The 21,173-nt window shown below is 66.5% G+C and carries 20 protein-coding genes and 1 tRNA gene; 7 read left to right on the forward strand and 14 right to left on the reverse strand.

The genetic code is table 11. The features are described 5' to 3' along the window. The first annotated feature begins 1 nt into the window (after nucleotide 1). The 5 genes from ruvX to AC1D3B_RS10190 are packed head-to-tail and all read left to right on the forward strand — an operon-like array spanning nucleotide 2 to nucleotide 3,915. The gene (gene ruvX, locus AC1D3B_RS10170) at nucleotides 2-424 is read left to right on the forward strand and encodes a Holliday junction resolvase RuvX (protein WP_478190672.1); all 423 of its coding nucleotides are present in this window, start codon (nucleotides 2-4) and stop codon (nucleotides 422-424) included. After that, a complete protein-coding gene (gene pyrR / locus AC1D3B_RS10175) occupies nucleotides 421-918 on the forward strand; it encodes a bifunctional pyr operon transcriptional regulator/uracil phosphoribosyltransferase PyrR (protein ID WP_478190536.1) in 498 nt (165 codons plus the stop codon). Before ruvX ends, pyrR begins: the two co-directional genes overlap by 4 nt. Next, nucleotides 918-1,880, forward strand: coding sequence for an aspartate carbamoyltransferase catalytic subunit (locus tag AC1D3B_RS10180; RefSeq protein ID WP_435516052.1), 963 nt, complete (start codon nucleotides 918-920; stop codon nucleotides 1,878-1,880). The genes pyrR and AC1D3B_RS10180 overlap by 1 nt, the downstream gene beginning before the upstream one ends. Next, complete coding sequence (locus AC1D3B_RS10185) at nucleotides 1,877-3,151, forward strand: dihydroorotase (RefSeq protein ID WP_478190537.1); 1,275 nt, start codon at nucleotides 1,877-1,879, stop codon at nucleotides 3,149-3,151. The genes AC1D3B_RS10180 and AC1D3B_RS10185 overlap by 4 nt, the downstream gene beginning before the upstream one ends. 20 nt (nucleotides 3,152-3,171) lie before the next feature. After that, nucleotides 3,172-3,915, forward strand: a complete 744-nt coding sequence (locus tag AC1D3B_RS10190) for a lysophospholipid acyltransferase family protein (protein ID WP_478190538.1) — start codon at nucleotides 3,172-3,174, stop codon at nucleotides 3,913-3,915. A gap of 257 nt (nucleotides 3,916-4,172) precedes the next feature. Here the strand turns inward: AC1D3B_RS10190 and AC1D3B_RS10195 are convergent, their stop codons facing one another. From AC1D3B_RS10195 to AC1D3B_RS10245, 11 genes are all read right to left on the reverse strand, one after another. Then, nucleotides 4,173-5,222: an NUDIX domain-containing protein gene (locus AC1D3B_RS10195; RefSeq protein ID WP_478190539.1), complete on the reverse strand. Its 1,050-nt coding sequence runs from the start codon at nucleotides 5,220-5,222 to the stop codon at nucleotides 4,173-4,175. A 67-nt stretch (nucleotides 5,223-5,289) separates the two neighbouring features. After that, nucleotides 5,290-5,829 (reverse strand): Rrf2 family transcriptional regulator, encoded by a 540-nt coding sequence (locus AC1D3B_RS10200; protein ID WP_478190540.1) that lies wholly within the window; start codon nucleotides 5,827-5,829, stop codon nucleotides 5,290-5,292. 105 nt (nucleotides 5,830-5,934) lie between these two features. Continuing rightward, nucleotides 5,935-6,282 carry a hypothetical protein gene (locus tag AC1D3B_RS10205; protein ID WP_478190541.1) on the reverse strand — a complete coding sequence of 116 codons (348 nt, stop codon included), beginning with the start codon at nucleotides 6,280-6,282 and terminating at the stop codon, nucleotides 5,935-5,937. 70 nt (nucleotides 6,283-6,352) lie between these two features. After that, the gene (locus AC1D3B_RS10210) at nucleotides 6,353-7,345 is read right to left on the reverse strand and encodes a Bug family tripartite tricarboxylate transporter substrate binding protein (RefSeq protein ID WP_478190542.1); all 993 of its coding nucleotides are present in this window, start codon (nucleotides 7,343-7,345) and stop codon (nucleotides 6,353-6,355) included. An 80-nt stretch (nucleotides 7,346-7,425) separates the two neighbouring features. Further along, a tRNA-Arg gene (locus AC1D3B_RS10215) sits at nucleotides 7,426-7,500 on the reverse strand. A gap of 24 nt (nucleotides 7,501-7,524) precedes the next feature. Next, nucleotides 7,525-11,592, reverse strand: a complete 4,068-nt coding sequence (locus tag AC1D3B_RS10220; RefSeq protein WP_478190543.1) for a translocation/assembly module TamB domain-containing protein — start codon at nucleotides 11,590-11,592, stop codon at nucleotides 7,525-7,527. A gap of 13 nt (nucleotides 11,593-11,605) precedes the next feature. Beyond that, nucleotides 11,606-13,498 (reverse strand): autotransporter assembly complex protein TamA, encoded by a 1,893-nt coding sequence (locus AC1D3B_RS10225; protein WP_478190544.1) that lies wholly within the window; start codon nucleotides 13,496-13,498, stop codon nucleotides 11,606-11,608. 67 nt (nucleotides 13,499-13,565) lie between these two features. Next, on the reverse strand, nucleotides 13,566-14,480 hold the full coding sequence (locus tag AC1D3B_RS10230) for a 2OG-Fe(II) oxygenase (protein ID WP_478190545.1): 915 nt from the start codon (nucleotides 14,478-14,480) through the stop codon (nucleotides 13,566-13,568). A 167-nt stretch (nucleotides 14,481-14,647) separates the two neighbouring features. After that, nucleotides 14,648-15,835 (reverse strand): vWA domain-containing protein, encoded by a 1,188-nt coding sequence (locus AC1D3B_RS10235; protein ID WP_478190546.1) that lies wholly within the window; start codon nucleotides 15,833-15,835, stop codon nucleotides 14,648-14,650. Between the two features lie 6 nt (nucleotides 15,836-15,841). Continuing rightward, nucleotides 15,842-16,456 (reverse strand): GNAT family N-acetyltransferase, encoded by a 615-nt coding sequence (locus AC1D3B_RS10240; RefSeq protein WP_478190547.1) that lies wholly within the window; start codon nucleotides 16,454-16,456, stop codon nucleotides 15,842-15,844. A gap of 120 nt (nucleotides 16,457-16,576) precedes the next feature. Then, on the reverse strand, nucleotides 16,577-17,419 hold the full coding sequence (locus AC1D3B_RS10245; RefSeq protein WP_478190548.1) for an AAA family ATPase: 843 nt from the start codon (nucleotides 17,417-17,419) through the stop codon (nucleotides 16,577-16,579). 150 nt (nucleotides 17,420-17,569) lie between these two features. Between AC1D3B_RS10245 and AC1D3B_RS10250 the strand changes: the two genes are divergently transcribed. Further along, a complete protein-coding gene (locus AC1D3B_RS10250; protein ID WP_478190549.1) occupies nucleotides 17,570-18,253 on the forward strand; it encodes a c-type cytochrome in 684 nt (227 codons plus the stop codon). Between the two features lie 72 nt (nucleotides 18,254-18,325). On the opposite strand, the gene pcaG is transcribed toward AC1D3B_RS10250, so the two are convergent. Next, entirely contained in the window at nucleotides 18,326-18,934 is a 609-nt protein-coding gene (pcaG, locus tag AC1D3B_RS10255; protein WP_478190673.1) for a protocatechuate 3,4-dioxygenase subunit alpha, read from the reverse strand. Nucleotides 18,935-18,945: 11 nt separating this feature from the next. After that, nucleotides 18,946-19,677, reverse strand: coding sequence for a protocatechuate 3,4-dioxygenase subunit beta (gene pcaH / locus AC1D3B_RS10260; RefSeq protein ID WP_478190550.1), 732 nt, complete (start codon nucleotides 19,675-19,677; stop codon nucleotides 18,946-18,948). 101 nt (nucleotides 19,678-19,778) lie between these two features. Between pcaH and AC1D3B_RS10265 the strand changes: the two genes are divergently transcribed. Beyond that, nucleotides 19,779-20,753, forward strand: coding sequence for a LysR substrate-binding domain-containing protein (locus tag AC1D3B_RS10265; protein WP_478190551.1), 975 nt, complete (start codon nucleotides 19,779-19,781; stop codon nucleotides 20,751-20,753). On the opposite strand, the gene AC1D3B_RS10270 is transcribed toward AC1D3B_RS10265, so the two are convergent. Then, on the reverse strand, nucleotides 20,714-21,148 hold the full coding sequence (locus AC1D3B_RS10270; protein ID WP_478190552.1) for a DUF1841 family protein: 435 nt from the start codon (nucleotides 21,146-21,148) through the stop codon (nucleotides 20,714-20,716). The two genes, AC1D3B_RS10265 and AC1D3B_RS10270, sit on opposite strands and share 40 nt — an antisense overlap. Nucleotides 21,149-21,173: the final 25 nt, after the last annotated feature.

Below are 21,173 nucleotides of genomic sequence, written 5' to 3' on the forward strand. Positions count from 1 at the left end.
GATGCCTGACGACGCTGCCCCTCCTGTATCCGTTCCCTCCCGTTTCCAAAGCTTCCTGGCCTTCGATTTCGGCCAGAAGCGCACCGGCGTCGCGAGCGGCAATCGCCTGCTCGGGACCGCGACCCCGCAAGCCACGATCAAGGCCGAAGGCGACGCACGTTTCGCGCAGGTCGAGGCCCGCATCCGCGAGTGGCAGCCTGATGCGCTGGTCGTCGGCGTGCCCTACCATCCCGACGGCGCGCCGCACGACAACACGCGCGCCGCCCAGCGCTTTGCCCGCCAACTGCATGGCCGTTTCAAGCTCCCCGTGTACGAGGTCGACGAGCGCTACAGCACGACCGAGGCGCTCGCCTCGGGCGCGCGTGACGCCGACGCCGCGTCGGCCTGCATCATCCTTGAACAGTTCCTGAGGAGCCTTCCGTGAACTCCATTCCTGACGCCGAAGCGCTCTATGTCGAGCTGCTGAGCGGCGTGAAATCCCTGATGCGCGATGACACGCGCCTCGTCGGCATCACTTCCGGCGGCGCCTGGCTGGTCGAGCGCCTGCAAAAGGACCTCGGCCTGCCCGGCGCGCCCGGCGTGATTTCCTCGGCCATGCACCGCGACGACTTCGCGCGCCGCGGCCTGGCGGCGAGCGCGCAGACCACGCTGCCCTTCGACGTGAACGGCGCCGATGTGCTGCTGCTCGACGACGTGCTCTACACCGGCCGCACGATCCGCGCAGTGCTCAACGAGCTGTTCGACTTCGGCCGGCCAGCGCACGTGCGCCTGGCCGTGCTGATCGACCGTGGCGGACGCGAGTTGCCGATGGCGGCCGACTTCTCGGCCCAACGCCTCGAACTGCCGGCGACACAACTGCTCGCGCTGGCACGCAGCGAAAAGGGTGCATTCAGCTTCAAGGTAGAGGAAAACACCTGATGCTCTACAAGCGAAATCCACAGCTCAACAAGCACGGCGAACTGATCCACCTGCTCTCCATCGAGGGCTTGCCGAAAGACATCGTCACCCACATCCTCGACACCGCCGCCAACTTCACCAGCGTGAGCGACCGCGAGGTGAAGAAGGTGCCGCTGCTGCGCGGCAAGAGCGTGTTCAACCTGTTCTTCGAGAATTCGACCCGCACGCGCACCACTTTCGAGATCGCGGCCAAGCGGCTGTCGGCCGACGTGATCAACCTCGACATCGCCCGCTCGTCCGCCACCAAGGGCGAATCGCTGCTCGACACCATCGCGAACCTCAGCGCGATGGCCGCCGACCTGTTCGTGGTGCGTCACAGTGAATCGGGCGCGCCCTACCTGATCGCGCAGCACGTTGCGCCGCACGTTCATGTCGTCAATGCGGGTGATGGCCGCCACGCGCACCCGACGCAGGGCCTGCTCGACATGTACACGATCCGCCACTACAAAAAGGATTTCGCGAACCTCACCGTCGCGATCGTCGGCGACGTGCTGCATTCGCGCGTGGCGCGCTCGGACATCCACGGGCTCACCACGCTTGGATGCGCTGAAGTGCGGGTGGTCGGACCCAAGACGCTGGTGCCGACCGACATGGCGCAGATGGGCGTGCGCGTGTGCCACACGCTGGAGGAGGGCATCAAGGACTGCGACGTGATCATCATGCTGCGCCTGCAGAACGAGCGGATGAGCGGTGCCTTGCTGCCGTCGTCGCAGGAGTTCTTCAAGACCTTCGGCCTCACGCCCGAGAAGCTGCAACTGGCAAAGCCTGATGCCATCGTGATGCATCCGGGGCCGATCAACCGCGGCGTCGAGATCGACTCGGCCGTCGTCGATGGCCGGCAGAGCGTGATCCTGCCGCAAGTCACTTTCGGCATCGCGGTCCGGATGGCCGTGATGAGCATCGTCGCCGGGAACGAAGCATGAGCAAGCTACTGATCACCAACGGTCGCGTCGTCGACCCCGCCTCGGGCCTCGACCGCAAGGCCGACGTCGCCGTCGCCGGCGGCAAGGTCTTCGCCATCGGCGACGTCTCCAGCGAGTTCCGCGCCGAGCGCACGCTCGATGCGCGGGACTGCCTCGTCGTGCCCGGCCTGGTCGACCTCGCCGCGAGGTTGCGCGAGCCCGGCTATGAGCACGAAGGCATGCTCGAAAGCGAAATGGGCGCGGCGGTCGCCGGCGGCGTGACCAGCCTGGTCTGCCCACCGGACACCGACCCGGTGCTCGACGAACCCGGGCTCGTCGAGATGCTCAAGTTCCGCGCCGAGAAGATGCAGCGCGCACGACTGTTCCCGCTCGGCGCGCTCACGCGCAACCTCGCTGGTGAAGTACTCACCGAGATGGCCGAACTCACCGAGGCCGGCTGCATCGGCTTCGGTCAGGCCGACATTCCGCTGGGCAACACACAGGTGCTGCAGCGCGCGCTGCAGTACGCCAGCACCTTCGGCTATACGGTGTGGCTGCGCCCGCAGGAGCGCGACCTGGGCAAAGGGGTTGCCGCCAGCGGGCCGCTCGCCACGCGGCTCGGCCTTGCGGGCGTACCGGCGGCGGCCGAGACGATCGCGATCTTCACGATCATCGAGCTCATGCGCAGCACCGGCGCGCGAGTGCATCTCTGCCGCTTGTCGAGTGCGGCCGGCGTCGCACAAGTCCGTGCAGCCAAGGCCGAGGGCCTGCCGTTGACCTGCGACGTCAGCATCAACTCGCTCCATCTCGTGGATACGGACATTGGCTATTTCGACAGCCGCGCGCGTCTCAATCCGCCGCTGCGCCAGCAGCGCGACCGCGATGCGCTGTCGGCCGGCCTCGCCGACGGCACGATCGACGCCCTCGTGTCCGACCACACCCCCGTCGAAGCCGACGCCAAGACGCTGCCCTTCGCCGAAAGCGAGGCCGGAGCGACCGGCCTCGAACTCCTGTTGCCGCTCGCCTTGCAGTGGGGTGAACAGAGCGGCGCTGGCCTGATGCGCGCCATCGAAGTCATCAGCGCCGCTCCCGCCAGGCTGGTGGGTGCGGAAGGCGTGGGCAGGCTGGCGAAGGGCGGTATCGCGGACCTTTGCGTGGTCGATCCAGCGCTCGAATGGCAGGTACAGCCCGATGCGCTCAGGAGCCAGGGCAAGCACACACCCTTCGGGGGCTATGCCATGCACGGCCGCGCCCGCTTCACGCTGGTCGGCGGACGCATCGTCCACGGCTGAGCGTCGAGGAAACCGCCCGGATGCAAGCCCTCTCCGCCAGCCTCAGGCTGCTGCGTGCCATCGCGCATATTGCATCGGGCTGGTGGATCATCCGCACGAGGTTCTCGCGCCTGTCGCCCGCGGAGCGCGAGCAGCAGGTGCAGCAATGGGCCGAGCGCATGCTCAACCTGATGGGGATCAGCCTGACGGTGCTGGGCACAGCGCCCGCGCATGGCCCGCTGCTGCTGGTGTGCAACCACCTGTCGTGGCTGGATATCGTCACGATCCATGCGGCCCGTCACGTTCGATTCGTCTCCAAGTCGGTGGTGCGTCATTGGCCGGTGATCGGCACCCTGTCGACGGGAGCCGGCTCGCTCTACATCGAGCGCGAAAGGCGGCGTGACGCGGTGCGCGTGGTGCATCACATGACGGAAGCGCTGCGCAACGGCGATGTCATTGCCGTCTTCCCCGAAGGCACGACCAGCGACGGTCATGGGCTCCTGCCTTTTCATGCCAATTTGCTCCAGGCGGCCATCTCGTCCGGTGCGCCGGTCCAGCCAGCCGCCTTGCGATTCGCGGACGCCGAGACCGGCGAAACCAGCTATGCACCGCGCTACATCGATGACGACAACCTGCTCGTCTCGGTGTGGAACACGCTCAAGGCGCCGCCGCTGCTCGCCATCGTGCGCTTTGGCGAGCCGCAGGCCTCCATGGGACGCGATCGCCGCGCATGGGCCAAGGGCCTGCACGCAGACGTCCAGGCCTTGCGCCGCGAACTCAAATAGCGATGCCCCAAAAAAACAGCGCCCCGAGAGGCGCTGTATAACGGCGCCGGGTAGCGCCGGGAGGAGGAATCGTTCACAGGAGGCCGAAGACCTTCAACCCGATGATCACCACGAGCGGAACGCCGCAGAGCCACAGGATGATGCTTTTCATGAAGGTCTCCGGTTGGTGTGTGTGTGAACTCACCTTAGCCAGGCGCTTGGCTGCCCGATGCCGGAAAAGACAAGGGGACCGCGTGGTCCCATGCCTACAGGCTGTCTCAGCGCCGGAGCAGTCCGAGGTAGTGGTCGAGCATCTGGAAATGATCGTCCAGAAAGCGATCTTCCCGCGTGCACAGCTCGGCGATGGGCGTCCATTCGGCCTCGGCGGCATCGTCGCCGGCCTGCAGGGCGGGCGGTTCACGCTCGCCCAGATCGAAGAAATGACCGTGCGTGATGGTGCGTCCGCGCTGGCTTCTGTCGGGCTGGTCGAACACGTCCGTGGCCTTCAGGCAGGCGCGCAAGGCGTCGGCGGGCAGGTCGAGATGCGTCTCCTCGTCGAGTTCGCGAAGAGCGGCCTGCAGCGTGGTTTCGCGCTGCTCCAGGAATCCACCGGGAACCGCGAACAGGCCTTTGCCCGGCGCCTGGCCACGACGGATCAGCAAGACCTTGTCTCGGCACTTGACGACGCAATCGACCGTGACCAGCACCGGCGGGTAGGGCGCCACGGCCCACGAAGCCTCGTACTGCCTGAGCAGTTCCGCTTCCTCCGCGAGCGCCTCGAAATGTGGTTGCTTGCTCCATGCGCGCAGGAAATCGATGCTGCTCGGCGGCATGTCGTCAGCGAGCGCCGCCAACGCCGCTTCCGGCGCAGCGAAGAGTGCATCCCGCATCGCGCTCGCGCGCCGCACCGGCACGCCATCTGCTGCGTGCAAGGCCCAGTCAGGAAAGGTGCGGAGGTATTCGCGGGTGGCGTCCCTGAAATGGCCGGTGAGCGCGATCGAGAGTGACGACGCGGCGTCGCCGCCGGTCACGGCGTGCCGCACGGCCTGGATCCAGCGCGTCTCTTCGAAATAATCGCGCACGGGCACGCAGCGCAGCCGCTGGCGCTCGGCCTCGGGGACTGCCTGGCCGATCATCTCCGCCCGTTCCTGCCAGGTGAACGGATGCTTGGGCGAAAGGGCCTGGAAGGCCGATCCGATCACCACCACGACCTGCGGGGCCGTGTCGAGCGCCAGCTTCAACAGCGACAGATGGCCGTCGTGAAAGGGCTGGAAGCGGCCGATGAGGACCGCGATGTCATGCGGCGGCGAGAGCGGGCGGGCGGTCATGCGGGGGACGTGTCGTGCGGATGTTCAAGCCCACACGATACGCCCCGGTTGACCCGGGCTCCCGCCATCAGGAACGTTTTGCCAGCATCGCGCCCAACGCGAAGACAGAGTTCGGCGCGTTGACCCGGATCGGAGGCCGGCTTGTCGCAGCGGGGACCGGCGCGCGCAACGGCCGTTCGCGCTCGAGCAGCACGCCCCTGGCGATCTGTTCGTCGACCAGGCTCTGCAGCGTGACCGAATCCAGGAACTCCAGGGCTCGCCGATTGGCGGAAGCCCAGAGCTCGTCCGTCGTGCAGCGCTTCACCGCGCCCGGAACTTCATCCTGCAACTGGCTCGCCTCGTAGTCAGCGTCGCCATCGATGGCCAGGATGATGTGTGCCACGGTGATCTCGGCCGGCTTGCGGCCCAGCGAATAGCCGCCGCCGGGTCCGCGCGTGGATTCGACGAGCTGGTGACGGCGCAGCTTGGCGAAAAGCTGCTCCAGGTGGGACAGCGAAATCCGCTGCCGCTGGCTGATGGAGGAGAGGTTGACGGGACCCGTGCGGCCCCGGAGTGCCACGTCGATCATGGCGGTGACGGCGAAGCGACCCTTGGTGGTTAGACGCATCGGTGATTCTTTCAGTGGGAATGAGCGCATCGGGCGCGCGGACGCGGCGATGCAGTGCGCTCGCATCGAGAGGCAGGAGCCGAAGGGCTCTCGAGGCGGCGAGCCTTAGAGAATGAAGGCGCGCTCGCGCGGCGGCCGCTTGGGCAGCGCGAGGAAGGGTGAGGGTGTGGCTGTCATTGCCGGTTGCGGGACCGGCTGGGACGCGGACACTGCGAGAAAGGCGCGGAATTCACCCGTTGCGGCCTCGGTGCAGTTGGATCCGACGTCGTCCTGGAGCGCGGAGGCGTCCTCGGCGTCGTCCATCGGTGCATCGTTGGACGACAGATCATGCTGGACATGGGTCAGCTGGGCCCCACCGTGATCGGGCGAATTCGCCGAACCGTGCGCGACGGCAGCGAAGCCGAAGCAGGACAGCATGAAAGCGATGAGAGAAGCGACGAGCCAGCGGGGCATGTCCATTGATTTTAGGGCATGGACCCGTCCGGCGGCGAACCCCCGGTCTTCCGGGCATGGCGCGTGGACGTCAGTCCGGCTTGATGTTGGCCCGCGCGATCACCTTCTTCCAGCGCGCCTGTTCCGACGCGATGAACTGGGCAAACTGCTCCGGCGTGCCACCGACCGCTTCGGCCGCGTCACCGCGAAGACGCTCCGAAGCCGCGGGCGAGCGGACGGCCTTCATGGTCTCGGCGGAAAGCTTCGCAACGTTGGCGGGCGCCATGCTCGCGGGAGCGAGCATTCCGTACCACTGCGTCATCTCGAAGCCGGGGAAGCCCTGCTCCGCAACCGTAGGTACGTCGGGTAACTGGGGCAGCCGCTTCGCCGAACCGGTCGCGATGCAACGCACCTTGCCGGACTTGATGAAGGGGATGATCGCCGCCGCGCCGATCGCCGATGCATCCAGCCGGCCTGCCAGCAGGTCGGTCAGCATCGGGCCCGTGCCGCGGTAGGGCACATGCAGCATGAAGACGCCTGAAGTCATCTTCAGGTACTCGAAGGCGAGGTGGCCCGCACTGCCGTTGCCCGCGGAGCCATAGCTCAGCTTGCCGGGCCTGGACTTGGCATAGGCGATGAACTCGGTGAGGTTCTTTGCCGGCACGTCAGGGTGCAGGACATACAGGCTGGGCACCTTCGCCAGCAGGCTGACGGGCTTGAAATCCTTGTTGGGGTCGTACGGCAGCTTGTCGAAGATGTACGGATTGACCGCCAGCGTGCCGATGTGCCCGAGGATGATCGTGTGCTGGTCGTCACTGCGCGCGACCTCGGCCATGGCGATGTTGCCTGCGGCGCCGGGCTTGTTGTCGACGAACACGCTCTGCCCGAGCGTGTTGGAGAGCTCGGCGGCGGTGGAGCGGGCCACGATCTCCGAACTTCCGCCGGGAGCGAAGGGGACCACGAAGCGCACGGACTTGGTGGGCCAGGTGGCCTGGGCCATGGCCATCGAAGGGAGAAGACCGCCGAGGCCGAGGGCGCCCGAGGCCTGGAGGAGCTGACGCCGTGCGAGGAGGGCGCCGGTCAATGAGTCTTCGGAATCCACAAACAAGGTTGTCTCCCCTTTTTGGGCGGCCTTGGCTTGTCGAGCGCCCGCCTCTCGGTGTGTGGTGCCCTCGACAGGAATCGAACCTGTATCTGAGTCTTAGGAGGACCCCGTTCTATCCATTGAACTACGAGGACGAAAGCGGCAGCAACTTTACCAGTTCAATCGAAGTGCAAGGTGTAGATCAGATCCATCCCGCTAGGCTGGCCCGCCTGGGCGCGCATGGTGAGCCGGGTGGTCAGGTCATAGAAGATGAACAGCGAGCCCAACGTACCCGCGAGACTGCGCTCGTAGGTGACGTAGAAATCCCTCGCCAGGCGTTTGCCGACGGTCACCGCGGAATCGCGCACTTCGCCGCTCTCGCCGGGTCCCTTGAAGCCGATTTCGTCGAGTCCGAAGCGGCTCGCGAGCCCGCCGCCCGTATTGCCGCTGCCAAGGCCGCCGAGCAACGCCAGCGCCGCCTGCTGCAGGATGACGGATTCGCCACCGCTGGTGGCCGAGGCGCGGCCCAGCATCAGCCATGAGAGCGTCTCCTGGTCCGAAAGCTGTGGCGACGAGTACAGCCGCACACGCGGCGATTGCGCAGTGCCCGTGATGGCGACCCCGGCCCTCTGCGAGATGTTCGGCCGGATGGCCAGGACGTCGAGTTGCGGGTTGTCGAAGGGGCCGTTGAAGCGCGCGATCCCGGTTTCGATGGTGAGCTGCTGCCCATAGGCGCGGTACTGGCCGTTGACGGTCCGGACCTCGCCCGTGAGGCGCGGCGGAGCGCCGACGGCGTTGCTGCGGATGTCGAGCTTGCCCGCGAGCCGCGTGGTGACGCCGCGTCCCTGGACAGCGAAGTCCTCGCCGAGGTCGAAGTTCACCGCGATGTCCGGCGGCTTGGCCGTCTGGGCCTTGGCCACTTCTGCCTGATTGGCCGCGGCCCGGCGTTCGGCTTCGATCGCGGCCTCGCGGTCGATGGCGGCCGAGCGGATCACCACGTCGCTGCCGAGGCTGGGCGCGGTCTGTTCGGGCAGGATGATGACGGCGCGATCGGTCCGGAGGTCGCCGCGCACGGTGAACTGCCCGCCTTCCAGCCGCGTCTGCACATCGCCCGAGAGCGTGACCTGCCGGTCGGCGCGCACCAGCACGCGCAGCGCGCGAACCTGGGCCTGCATGGACATGCGGATGCCCGTTCCCGCACCGGTCGCGGGCGACGGACCCCACGACAGATCGCCTCGTGCGGAAACCGTGCCGCCGTCGCGCGAAGCTTCGCTCGCCGCGGTGCTCAGGTTGCCGCTCTGCCCTGCGATGCGGGTCTGGCTGCCGGCGCCGCCCTTGAGGCTGAACTCCGTGATCTCGACGCGGTTGCCTTCGAGTTTCGCCCGCAGGCGCCCGTCGCGAAGGTCCAGCCCTTCGACCAGCGCGCGCAGGGCGAGCTGGTCGGCGCTCAGCGTGCCGGTCCAGCGCGGATCGGTGCGGCTGCCCGAGAGCGTGGCGTCGGTCTGCAGCGTGCCGGCCATGCGCCAGCCGGGTGGCGCCAGCATCGACCAGACGCCCAGGTTGGGCATCCGTGCCGTGATGCGCCCGGAGAGCGGCGCGTCGGCGGCCCATTGCCAGCCGCCCTGGCGTTGCTGCACGTGCGTGCTGGCCTCGATGCGGATCTCGCCGGCGCGTTCGCTTTCCCAGGCGAGATTGCCGCGCACCGTGTCGCCTTCGGCGTCGACTTTCAGTTCGGCCAGGCGAAGGCCGGCGGGTGTGCTGGCGCCGGGGCCGGCCGCGTCCATCGTCGTTTCGCTGGGCGTGCCGGTGCCGTGGCTGGTGATGCGCGTGACCAATGCGGCCTCGCCCGCTTGCACGCGAAGGTCCCCGCTCTTGCGGATGAGCCGGGCGCGGGCGCTCAGCTTGTCGCCCGCATCGATGTCCCAGTCGCCATCGAACACCAGGTCGCCGCTGAAACCGACCGTGGCCAGCGTCGTGCTCTCGCCGAAGGCTTCCGCCCATGCCATCGGCAGGCCTTGCATCCGGCCCTTTGACTGGACACGGAAAGCCCGGCTGGACTCTGCTCCCGAACGGCTGAAGCGTAGAGGGTCCCAGTCGATCTGTACGGTGCCGGGCAAAGGGCCGCGCAGCGTGGCTGCTGCGGCGGAAGCTTCGACCTCCAGCCGCGCGTTGGCGCCTGGGACGTTTCGAATCGTGGCGCTGACGGCGCGGCTCAGTTCCACCGTCCACGGACCGGGACGGGTGCTGTCCTGCGCTTGAACTCGCAGGGAGGCGAGCGCTGCGCGCCACTGGTTCGCGCGTTCGATGCCGCCACTGCCTTGGACGTCGAGCGTGACCTTCTGCGTGCCGCTCGACGCCTCGCCCTTGAGGGCGAGCGTGGCCTGGGCGAGGCTCCCGGACAGTTCCGCGCGCACGCCGCTGAAGGCGATGGCTTTGGCGCTTTCGGCCGCCGTTGGAGGCGGAAGGTGCAGGTCGAGCTTGGGCGCGGTCAGCGTCGCCTGGATCGTCGGTTCGGCGGCACCGCGCGCGGCCGGCTCGTTCGCGTTCTGAAACCGGCGCTGCACGGCCTGCCATCCGCCTTGCCAACTGGCCTCGAGACTCGCATTGCCCGAAACACTGGCTCCGCCGAACGGGTTGTTCACCTCGGGCAGCCTTTCGATCCAGCTCTGGAGCGCACCGGCATCGCCGACCTGGGCCCTGACCTGTCCATTGCCGGTGGCGGGCGCGATGCGTCCCTGGACCTGCACGGTGCCGCCCGGCATGACGAGGTTCAGGTTGCCGTTGCCGGCCTGCTCGTCGATGAGCAGTTGAAGCCGTCCGTCGAGGCTGGCGCGCCGCGCTTCGATGCGCAGGCTGCGCAGGTCCAGGACCCTGTCCTTCCACTGCCCCTGCGCCTGGGCGCGTTCGAGCCGCAGGCCTTCGGAGTTCCTGCTGCCCGCACCTCCCTCGGCCCGGAGCGCCACATCGAAGCGAAGCGCTTCGCCCTGCTGGTCGGCCTTCACGGTGCCCGTCAGGGGTGCGCCGGCGAGTTGCGTGTGGAGCGCGCCGAGTTGTACGCCGCGGATGGTGGCATTCGCTTTCCAGGGCGCGGGAGCAGGGCTCCAGGTGCCGTTGGCCTCGATCTGCCCGCCGCCGACGTGCACGGTGGCTTCGGGCAGCGTCCAGTTCGTGCCGTCGAAGGTCGCACGCGCCTCGGCCTGCTCGATCGGCAGCTTGCCGGTGTCCCAGGGGCCGGGCAGTGCATTGCGGATGTCGGCGCTGGCCTGCCAGCCCAGGGCGCCGAGAGTCGGGTCGGGGCCGGCTTCGATTTCGCCGGTGAGCTGGCTGGCGGGTGCTTCTGGCCACAGGCGGGCGAGATCGACGTTTTCGAGTTCGGCCTTGGCATCGATCACGGGTTGCGATTGCCAGGGTGCGATGTTCGCCTGCAGTTGCGCACGCATCGGCGGCTCCGCACCTCCCTCGACGGGTTGCAGGTTCGCGGCGACGGCGAGGCGCGCGTCGGAGCCTGCCAGCGTGCCCTTCACGGTGGCTTCCGCAAGCACGTCGATGCTGCGGTCCTCGCCGAGCGAGGCGCGCACGCGACCCTTGAGTGAAGCATCGATCGCCATCGGCGCCGGGCCCTGCAGCTTGACCTGCGCGCCGTAGTGGCCGTCGGCGATGTCCACGCCTTCGACATCGAGCAGGTGGTGCGAATCGGCATAGCGATAACGGCCTGCAAGCATCGTCGCCTGGAGCGCCGGCGGACCGGCCCAGCGCAAGTCGTCGATGCGGAAGGGCAGCTCGATCTCCACGGGCAGCACGATCTGCTGCAGTGGCTCGACGGGCTTGTCGTCGCGCGGCCCGCGCTGTTCGATCAGCACCTGAGCGGCGTGCACTTCGCCGAGTTGGACTCGGCGGCGCAGCAAGGGCAGCAGTTCCCAGCCGATGCGAACGTCCGTCACTTCCACGGCAAGGCTCGGGGTCGCCCAGCGCAACCAGCCGATGCGCCCACCGGCCCGCAACGAACCGGTGACGTCGCGGCTTTCCAGCGTCTGGTCGGAGGGCAGGTAGCGTGTGGTCTGTGCAAGGGCGAAGGCCAGGGACTGGTTCGTGCCGAGCCACCACCAGCCGCCCGCCGCGAGCGCCAGCACAAGGACAACCAGCCCTGTCACCGTCCACGCGAATGCGCGGAGCGCGCGGCGGCCGAACGAGCGGCGCGCAGGCGGCGACGGCGTCGACGTGGGCTGCTCGGAGGGTTCGGTCGCCATGGGTTCGCTGATCTCAGAAGGTGAAGCCGAGTCGGAAGTGCAGCCTGAACTGCTGCACCTGCACGCCATAGGCGACATCGATCTGCACGGGTCCGATGGGGCTGCGCCAGCGCGCACCGACGCCCACGCCTACCTGGGCCCGCATGTCGCTGGGGTGGTCCGCCACCGCACCGACGTCGACGAAGACCGCGCTTTCCCATTCGGTCATTTTTCCGTCGTACACGATGGGCCGCTGCCATTCGACGCTGGCAAGGCCGAGGTAGCGCCCGGCGACGACGGCGGTGTCGGGCCGCACGGCGCCGATGGAGCGGTAGGCATAACCGCGCACCGTGGTGTCGCCACCGGTCAGGAAGTTCAGCGTGGCGGGAATCTGCGCCTTGTCGTTGGCCACCACCGCCCCGAGTTCGGAACGCAACTGGATGCGGCTGCTGCGGGTCTGCGACCGATCCGCGCTTTCGACAGTGCTGACAGGGAGGATGCCGACCCAGCGCGCATAGGTGCGCGTGAAGGGGAGGCGCTCGCCGGTCAGCGTGTAGCCCGCGGCAAGCTCCAGCGCGATCCCCTGGCCACGGGACGGTGCGGCGGCATTGTCGAAGTACCGGCCGGTCCAGCCCCAGTTGACGCTCAACGCCGAAGCGGACGGCGGCGGAAGAAAGCCATGGTTCTGCGCATAGTCGTACTGCAGGAAAAGGCTCCGGTCGATGTGGTCGCTGGCCTGGCTGCGGCCGCCGCGCAGGCGCCCGCTGTCGACCGTGTAGCTGCCGGAGACTTCGTTCTTGAGCTGCGCCGACCCGAAGGAACGCCATCCGTCGTCGCCCGGAATTGCGCTCCACTCGGTGCCGAGCGATTTCTTGTCCTTGTCGTAGTAGAGGCCGGTCACCGCGCGCCAGCCCAGCAGGGGCATGCTGTTGTGAATGTGGTCCAGCGACACGCGGAAGCCGCTGTCGGTCGTGAAGCCGACGCCGGCCACCACTTTCTGGAACGGTGCCTCGCGCACCTGTGCGATGACGGGCGCGGTCTGTGGATCGGTGTCCTGTGCGTCGAGCGTGAGGAACACCGATTCGAAGTAGCCGCTGGCGGCCAGCCGCTGTTGCGCGTCCAGGAGCTGCTGGCGGTCGTAGTCGGACCCGAATGGAACGCGTGCGAGCCGGCGGATGCTGTCGGCGTCGTATCGCTGGTTGCCCTGGATCACCAGCGGCCCGAAGCGGTACGCTGGCCCCGACGCGAGCGTGACGCCCAGCCTGGCCTCGCTCCGATCGGCGTCGATCTCGGCGCGGCTCGCGAGAATGCTGCCGGTGGGATAGCGCCGGGCCGTCAAGCTGCGCAGGGCAGTGGCCTTGGCGTTGTCCCAGGCCTGCTGGTTGAAGGACTGGCCCGCGCGCATCGGCCAGTCGACGCGGATGGCGTCGCGCCGCGATTCGGACGCCTTGTCGTCCGCGATGGGGCCGCTGAAGTCGATCTTCACGGTGCTCACGTGCGTGATTTCGCCGGGCTCGGCCGTGATCCTCACTTCGCGCGGGGCCTTGCCGTCGGGCGTTTCGAGCAGCTCGAGCGTCAGGGTCGGCGTGAAGTAGCCAAGGGTGTTGAGCAGTTCGCGCGCGTTGCCCTCGGCCGCGACCATGAGGCGCGACAGCTCGATGGCGCCGAGGTCGTCGACTTGGCGATAGCGCTGGATTTCCAGGTTGCGCACCAGGTAGTCGCGTACGGCGTCCGGGGCGCGCACGTCGACGGTGAACGCGGCGCGCCCGCTGGACTCGCGGGTCTGGCCGGCGACGGGGCTCGCTGCCGTGTCCGTCTCCGCGCCCTCTTTGGACGGCAGCAGGCTGCAACCCTGCAAAAGTAGGATGCCTGCAAATAACAACGCCGGCATCCAAGCCGGCGTGAGAGGAGGGACCAACCCAAGCATGCGGGCATTTTGACAGCATGCAGACCCCCTTCCGGGTCATACCGGCCGGTCGAATAGGCGGATACGGTCAGCGCCCGGTGATTCTTCGGCCCAGCGCCCAGACCACCGGCGGCACGATCATCCGAGCGAATGTCTTGACCTGGTCGACGCGCGCGGGCCGCATGAACACCGAGGCGGACTCGTCGCCGTGCTGCTTGCCGGCAAGTGGACTGGTGTAGTAATAGGCTGCGACCGAACGGCGCGGGCGGCCATCGGGCGTCTGAAGGACCTGGGTGTGCCCGTGATAGCTCTTCGGGCCGTGCGGCAGCAGGATGGTCCGGCCGAATTCCGGCTGGACGGTCGTCACGATGTGGTCGGCCTTCTTGTCCCAGAGTTCGAGCGCCGAACCCCATTCCGGATCCCAGCCCTTGTTGAGGTAGGTGATGAAGACCATCTCGTTCTTCAGCCCGAGGTGCCGATGGCGGTTGAAGTCGCGGTGCACCGCAAAGCTCGCCCCGTTGCGGCTCTCGTGCAGGCCGCCGCCGAAAAGCTTGGGGTCAGGCAGCAGGTAGGGAACGTCGATGAGGGAGGACAGCCACTCGGTAAACCAGCCCGAATTGACGATGTTGAAGTAGAGCTGCTGGGCGGGGCCGAGCGCCACCCCGAGGACCGAACGCCGCGTGCATTCGTACTTGCTCTTGATTTCAGCCCAGGCGGATGCCGGAAGCATGTCGAACTCTTCCGCAACCAGTTCCAGCAAATCCGGATGAAAGATCCCGTCGATCACGAGATGCGGGAAGGGGCTGGCGTCGAGGAGCCTGTGCCGCAGACGCTGTCGGTGTTCGGGAACGAACAGCGCCCGGTCGACAAGTTCGTCGATGGGCAGGCGCACGCCGCGAATGCTCAGGTAGTCGGGTGGTATCCGGAAGGCCGCGTTGGCCGATTCGACCGACAGGGTTCGTTCACGTACCGACGGCTCGGGAAATGACAGCAGGGCAGACACGGCAGCACCTCCGCGGATTCAGGTGGATTGGATTTTTTTGAATCCCTAAGTGTTAAATGTAATGGAAGCCAGGTCTTGTGTGACAAAACTTTTCCGTGGCATGTCGATCTGTTGACAGTTTCTCCCTCCGATGAGGGAGTCGACGGAACCGTCATCTCTGTCATCTGTTACTTCGAAAGCAGGCGCATCGCATCCTCCAGACCCCGGAGGGTGAGTGGATACATGCGGTGCGATACGAGCTGTTGCATCACGGCAATGCTCTGACGGTACTGCCAGACGCCCTGGGGCTCGGGATTGATCCAGGCGAACTTGGGGAAGGCGTGCGTGAGGCGCTGGACCCACTCGGCGCCCGCTTCCTCGTTGTTGTATTCGACGCTGCCGCCCGGCTGCAGGATCTCGTAGGGGCTCATCGTCGCGTCGCCCACGAAGATCAGCTTGTAGTCCTTGTTGTACTTGCGAATGATGTCCCAGGTCGCGAACTTCTCGGAGTAGCGGCGGCGGTTGTTCTTCCACATGAAGTCGTAGACGCAGTTGTGGAAGTAGTAGAACTCCAGGTGCTTGAACTCGGTCTTGACCGCCGAGAACAGCTCCTCGACGCGCTGGATGTGCTCGTCCATCGTGCCGCCGACGTCCATCAGCAGCAGCACCTTCACGTTGTTGTGGCGCTCGGGCACCATCTTGATGTCGAGGTAGCCGGCGTTGGCGGCGGTCGAGCGGATGGTGTCGTCGAGATCGAGCTCTTCCTCATGCCCTTCGCGCGCGAACTTGCGCAGCCGGCGCAGGGCGATCTTGATGTTGCGCGTGCCCAGTTCCTGGCTGTCGTCGTAGTCCTTGTAGGCCCGCTGGTCCCACACCTTGACTGCGCTCTTGTTCTTGCCGGCGCCGCCGATGCGCACGCCCTGCGGGTTGTAGCCGCCATGGCCGAAGGGCGAGGTGCCGCCCGTGCCGATCCACCTGTTGCCGCCTTCGTGCCTTTCCTTCTGTTCTTCGAAGCGCTTCTTGAGCGTTTCCATGAGCTCGTCCCAGCCCATCTTCTCGATCTTGGCCTTTTCCTCGGCGGTGAACTCGCGCTCCAGCGTCTTTCGCAGCCAGTCGAGCGGCACTTCCTTGGTGAAATCGGCCAGCATCTCGACACCCTTGAAGTAGGCGGCGAAAGCGCGATCGAACTTGTCGTAGTGCTTTTCGTCCTTCACCAGCGCGGTGCGCGACAGGTAGTAGAAGTCGTCGAGACTGAAGGCGTCCTCGGAATTCGGGCCGACGACATCAGCCTGCAAGGCCTCGAGAAGGGTCAGGTATTCCTTGACCGAAACCGGCAGCTTGGCGGAACGCAGGGTGTAGAAGAAGTCGATCAGCATGGCGAATCACTCCTGGGGCGAAGGGCTCGTGCGCGGCTTGTCCAGCAGGTAGAGCAACTGGGCCCGCACCTCGGGCCACTCGCCCGAGCGCAGGCTGTACATGACGGTATCGCGGATCGTGCCGTCGCGGCGTAGGGCATGGCCGCGAATCACGCCGTCCTTCCTCGCGCCGAGCCGTTCGATGGCGCGCTGCGACGTGTGGTTGAAGTTGTCCGTGCGCCAGCCCACCACGTGGCAGCCCAGTGCATCGAACGCGTGGCTGAGCATCAGCAGCTTGCAGGTGGTGTTGACGTGCGTGCGCTGGCAGCGCCTGGCGTACCACGTGTAGCCGATCTCGACACGCTTCACCGCAGGAAGGATGTCGTGAAAGCTCGTGCTGCCGAGCACCTCGCCGCTGCCTTCGTTGGTCACGGCGAAGGCGAAGCGGTTGCCTGCCTCGCGCATCTGCAGCGCGCTCTCGATGTAGCTGCGCGTGTCCTTCGGTTCGGGCACCGAGGTCACGCGGATGTTCCACAACTCGCCATCGGCCGCGGCGGCGCGAAGGCCTTCCTCATGATCCAGCGAAAGTGGCACCAGCGCGATGCCGCGTGCCGTCAGCGTGACCGGTTCGACAAACGCCATCTCAACCTCTCAAAGCGCGAGTTGCCAGGAACACCGCGGAACCGGCTTCGCCGGGCCGCCGGTGTTGCCCCCTACAAGGGGGTAGGCGAAGCGACAAGAAGTGCGCGAAGCCCTGGGGGTTCATCGATTATTGCGTTGCATGAAGACGAGTTTTTCGAACAAGGTCACGTCCTGCTCGTTCTTGAGCAGCGCGCCCACCAGCGGCGGCACTGCGACCTTGTCGTCCTTGCTCTGCAGCGCTTCGAGCGGAATGTCCTCGGCGACCAGAAGCTTGAGCCAGTCGAGCAGTTCGGAGGTCGACGGCTTCTTCTTCAGGCCGGGCAGGTTGCGCACGTCGTAGAAGGTCTTCATCGCCGACGTGAGCAGCTCCTGCTTCAGGCCGGGGAAGTGCACCGCCACGATGCTCTTCATCGTCTCGGCATCGGGGAACTTGATGTAGTGGAAGAAGCAGCGGCGCAGGAAGGCGTCCGGCAGCTCCTTCTCGTTGTTGGAGGTGATGAACACCACCGGGCGGTGCTTCGCGCGGATGAGCTCGCGCGTCTCGTAGCAATAGAACTCCATGCGGTCGATCTCGCGCAAGAGATCGTTCGGGAATTCGATGTCGGCCTTGTCGATCTCGTCGATCAGCAGCGCCACCGGCTCGTCGGCGGTGAAGGCCTGCCACAGCACGCCCTTCACGATGTAATTGTGGATGTCCTTCACGCGCTCGTCGCCCAGTTGCGAATCGCGCAGGCGGCTCACCGCGTCATATTCATAGAGGCCCTGCTGGGCCTTGGTGGTCGACTTGATGTGCCACTGGAGCAGCGGCAGGTCGAGCGCCTGGGCCACCTCTTCCGCGAGCATCGTCTTGCCGGTGCCGGGCTCGCCCTTGACGAGCAGAGGTCGTTTGAGCGTGATGGCCGCGTTGACGGCGAGCATCAGATCCTGTGTGGCGACGTAGTTGTCTGAACCCTTGAATTTCATGGATGGCGTGGTGCAGGGTGGTTGAAAGAACACAACATTGGCCAGCGCTGCCGAGCGTTCCGACTGCCTCGCCCATGGGAGCCACAAGGAGCCCCCATATAATCAAATGTTGATTTGAAATCTGTTTCTCCACGAGATTGTGCGCGCAAAATGAACAAGTTGTTGACCACGATGTTTGCCCTTGCTGTCGCTTGCGTGACGGTCTCGGCCCAGGCCCAGAAGATCACGGGCAATGCTGAAGCCGGTGCGAAGAAGACGGCGATGTGCGTGGGTTGCCACGGCATCATCGGCTACCAGGCCAGCTTCCCGGAGATTCACAAGGTCCCGATGATCGCGGGCCAGAGCGCGACGTACATCGTCTCGGCACTCACCCAGTACAAGGGCGGCGAACGCAAGCATCCGACCATGCGCGCCATCGCCGACTCGCTGAGCGAACAGGACATCGCCGACCTCGCCGCCTACTACAGCCAGCTCGGCGTGAAGGAAGGCGGTGCGCCGCCGCTCACCGTCGCCAGCCATCCGAGCGAAAGAGTGCAGGCACTGATCGCCCGCGACAAGGACAACGCCTGCACCAAGTGCCACGGCGCCAACTTCAACACGCCGAACGACGGCACGGTCCCGAAGCTCGCGGGCCAGCATGCCGACTATCTCTACGTCGCGCTCAAGTCGTACAAGGTGCAGAACCAGCACCAGCTCGGCCGCTCGAACGGCGTGATGAGCGGGCAGGCCAAGAAGTACACCAACCCCGAGATCAAGGAACTGGCCAGCTACATCAGCTCGCTGCCCGGTGAACTGAAGACGGTGCCGGAGTCGATGATCCACGATCCGAAGTAAGAGCCAAGAGCCTCGGATTCCCCAAAGACAAAGCCCGCTCGCAGCGGGCTTTGTCGTTTCTGCGATCGGACGTCAGACGTCGAAGAACACCGTCTCGTTCGGGCCTTGCATGTGGATGTCGAGGCGATAGGTCACGGCGCCGCCGGCTTCGGTGCGCTGCGCGATCAGGGTGTTGCGGCGCTCGGCCGGCACGCTGTCGAGCACGGCGTCCTTGGCATTGGCCTCGGCCTCGTCGCTGAAGTAGACGCGTGTGAAGGCATGCAGCAGCATCCCGCGCATCAGCACGATCACGTTGATGTGCGGCGCGTCGCCAGCCGTTTCCGCGCCGGGCTTGACGGTATGGAAGACGAAGCGGTTCTGCGCGTCGGTGCCCGTGCCCACACGGCCGAAGGCGCGAAATCCCCTGTCGCGTGCATCGTCGACCGATTGCGGATATTCGCCCGTGCCGTCGGGCTGGCTGATCTCCACCAGCGCGTCGTTGATCGGATTGCCGTCGCCGTCGATCACACGCCCTTCGAGCCGGATGCGCTCGCCGCGCGCGCCGTCGAGTGCGAGCACCGCGTCGAAGGGCTGGTCGAAGTCGTAGCCGTATTGCGTGGCGGTGAGGCCGTAGGCGAAGTAGGGGCCGACGGTCTGCGAAGGGGTCTGGCCGAAGTTGGTTTCGAGTGCGCTCATCATGATTCGGTGTCTCCTCAGCGGTTTTCGAAAGGCGTCTCGTCGGCGCCGCGCAGCACGATGTCGAACACGTAGCCGAGTGCGTAGCCGTCTTCCGTGACGTCGAGGCTGAAGTCGGAGATCAGGCGGTTGCGCACCTTCTCGGGCGTGCCGGTGATCATCGGGTCGTACTGCAGGAGCGGGTCGCCCGGGAAGTACATCTGCGTCACCAGCCGGCTTCCAAAGTGCTCGCCGAAGAGCGAGAGATGGATGTGCTGCGGCCGCCAGGCATTCGGGTGGTTGCCCCACGGATAGGCGCCCGGCTTGATGGTGAGGAAGCGATAGCGGCCCTCGCTGTCGGTCAGGCAGCGGCCAGCGCCCAGGAAGTTGGGGTCGAGCGGCGCGTCGTGCTGGTCGACCTTGTGGACGTAACGGCCGGCCGCGTTGGCCTGCCACAACTCGACCAGCGTATTGCGCACCGGGCGGCGGCGTTCGTCGAGCACCTGGCCGGTCAGGATCATGCGTTCGCCGAGCGGCTCGCCGTTGCGGCGGGCGTTGCGCGTGAGGTCATGGTCCAGTTCGCCGATGCTGCTGTGGCCGTAGACCGGTTGGCGCAGTTCGCCCAGCGATGTCTTGATCGGAATCAGCGGCTGCGTCGGACCGCGCTTGGCGGTCGAGCGGTAGCCCGAATAGACGTAGGAGGGATGGCTGGGCCAGTCGCGCGGCGAAAGCTGGGGCAGCTTGGCGGCGGTGGGGGTGGAGGAAGGCATTCGATGTGTCTCCGGATCGTGGGGATGTCCGGAACTCTATTCATGCGCAATGCTGATGTAAATTGACGGATTGACGATTTTTCATAACCAGCGGTAATACGATGCCAGCCAGCTCCGAAGCCTTTCTCCGCGGCGTCCAACTGCGGCATTTGCGCTGCCTGGTGGCCGTCGCCCAGGAACGTCATCTGGCGCGGGCGGCCGAGCGACTGGCGCTCAGTCAGCCGGCCGTCTCCAAGACGCTGGCCGAACTCGAGGAACTGGCCGGCGCGCGCCTGGTGGAGCGCGGCAGCGCCGGCCGGCGCGGCATCCAGGGCTTCACCGCGGCGGGCGAGCATCTGCTCGCGCATGCGCTGCGCGTGCTGGAGGCCCTCGATGCCAGCGCCGACGCCGTGATGCCGGCATCGGGCGCGCGGCCCCAGCGACTTCGCGTCGGCGCGCTTCCCAGCGTGGCGCCCTCGTTGCTGCCGCCTGCCTTGGCCGCGTTGCGCGAGCGCCTGCCGACCCTGCAGGTGCACGTGCAGACCGGCGCCAACGCGCCGCTGCTCGACGCACTGCGCGGGGGCGATCTCGACCTCGTCGCAGGCCGCATGAGCGATCCGCAGTTGATGACGGGGCTGACCTTCGAGTTGCTCTACACCGAGCCGCTGGCCATCGTCGCCCGGCCGAGCCATCCGCTCGCCGGCGGCGCGCCGTCGGTGCAGGACGTATTGCTCCATCCACTCGTGGTGTACGGCGAAGGCACGATCCCGCGCCATCACACCGAGAGCTTCCTGTCCGGTCTGGGGCTGCGCCTCCCCGCCCACGTCACGCAGACGCTGGATCTCTCGGTGGCCCGGGCGCTGGTGGTCCGCTCGGATGCGGTCTGGTTCACGCCGGTAGGCGCCGCATGGGACGACCTGAATTCCGGCCACCTGGTACGGCTGGACATCGACACCACGGGCACCGAGGAGCCGGTCGGCCTCCTCCTGCGCAGCGATGCCGAACCGTCACCCGCACGACAGACCCTGATCGCCCTGCTGCGCGAAACCGGCCTGGCTCAGTCGCGGGTCGCGCGCCGCTGGACGCAGGCCACGTAGGCTTCGCCATCCGGCGGCCGGCCGGCGCGCTGGCTTTCCCACATCATCTGGCCGAGACACTCCATCGCCTCGTGGTGCGCATCAAGCAGCGAGTCGCGGCGCGCGGCCAGCAATTCGACCGCCTGCCGGATGCCGCGCGGCTGGTCGATGGAGCACTGCTCGCTGATCGACAGATGCATCGACAGGTGAAGAAAGGGGTTCTCGCGCCCGTCTTTTCCGTCGTAGACACGCGTCACCGCAGCGTCTGCGTCCGAGAGGTCGGCGTGGTATTCGGGGTGCTCATCGATCCAGCGGCTGGCGATGATCTCGAGCGCTTCCATCGGCTCGCCCCGGTGGCTCTTGGCGAAGACGTCGCAGAAGAAACGACGCACTTCCTCTTGGGAGGGATTGAACATCCGCCAAGGTTAGCACCGACCCTCA

It is taken from the genome of Variovorax sp. P5_A3, assembly GCF_056400665.1.

Excerpts from the sequence above, each read along its gene's own strand:
- ruvX (WP_478190672.1), top strand. The coding sequence starts at position 2 with ATGCCTGACGACGCTGCCCCTCCTGTATCCGTTCCCTCCCGTTTCCAA.
- AC1D3B_RS10180 (WP_435516052.1), top strand. The coding sequence starts at position 918 with ATGCTCTACAAGCGAAATCCACAGCTCAACAAGCACGGCGAACTGATC.
- AC1D3B_RS10185 (WP_478190537.1), top strand. The coding sequence starts at position 1,877 with ATGAGCAAGCTACTGATCACCAACGGTCGCGTCGTCGACCCCGCCTCG.
- AC1D3B_RS10190 (WP_478190538.1), top strand. The coding sequence starts at position 3,172 with ATGCAAGCCCTCTCCGCCAGCCTCAGGCTGCTGCGTGCCATCGCGCAT.
- AC1D3B_RS10195 (WP_478190539.1), bottom strand. The coding sequence starts at position 5,222 with ATGACCGCCCGCCCGCTCTCGCCGCCGCATGACATCGCGGTCCTCATC.
- AC1D3B_RS10200 (WP_478190540.1), bottom strand. The coding sequence starts at position 5,829 with ATGCGTCTAACCACCAAGGGTCGCTTCGCCGTCACCGCCATGATCGAC.
- AC1D3B_RS10205 (WP_478190541.1), bottom strand. The coding sequence starts at position 6,282 with ATGCCCCGCTGGCTCGTCGCTTCTCTCATCGCTTTCATGCTGTCCTGC.
- AC1D3B_RS10220 (WP_478190543.1), bottom strand. The coding sequence starts at position 11,592 with ATGGCGACCGAACCCTCCGAGCAGCCCACGTCGACGCCGTCGCCGCCT.
- AC1D3B_RS10225 (WP_478190544.1), bottom strand. The coding sequence starts at position 13,498 with ATGCTTGGGTTGGTCCCTCCTCTCACGCCGGCTTGGATGCCGGCGTTG.
- AC1D3B_RS10235 (WP_478190546.1), bottom strand. The coding sequence starts at position 15,835 with ATGCTGATCGACTTCTTCTACACCCTGCGTTCCGCCAAGCTGCCGGTT.
- AC1D3B_RS10240 (WP_478190547.1), bottom strand. The coding sequence starts at position 16,456 with ATGGCGTTTGTCGAACCGGTCACGCTGACGGCACGCGGCATCGCGCTG.
- AC1D3B_RS10245 (WP_478190548.1), bottom strand. The coding sequence starts at position 17,419 with ATGAAATTCAAGGGTTCAGACAACTACGTCGCCACACAGGATCTGATG.
- AC1D3B_RS10250 (WP_478190549.1), top strand. The coding sequence starts at position 17,570 with ATGAACAAGTTGTTGACCACGATGTTTGCCCTTGCTGTCGCTTGCGTG.
- pcaH (WP_478190550.1), bottom strand. The coding sequence starts at position 19,677 with ATGCCTTCCTCCACCCCCACCGCCGCCAAGCTGCCCCAGCTTTCGCCG.
- AC1D3B_RS10265 (WP_478190551.1), top strand. The coding sequence starts at position 19,779 with ATGCCAGCCAGCTCCGAAGCCTTTCTCCGCGGCGTCCAACTGCGGCAT.
- AC1D3B_RS10270 (WP_478190552.1), bottom strand. The coding sequence starts at position 21,148 with ATGTTCAATCCCTCCCAAGAGGAAGTGCGTCGTTTCTTCTGCGACGTC.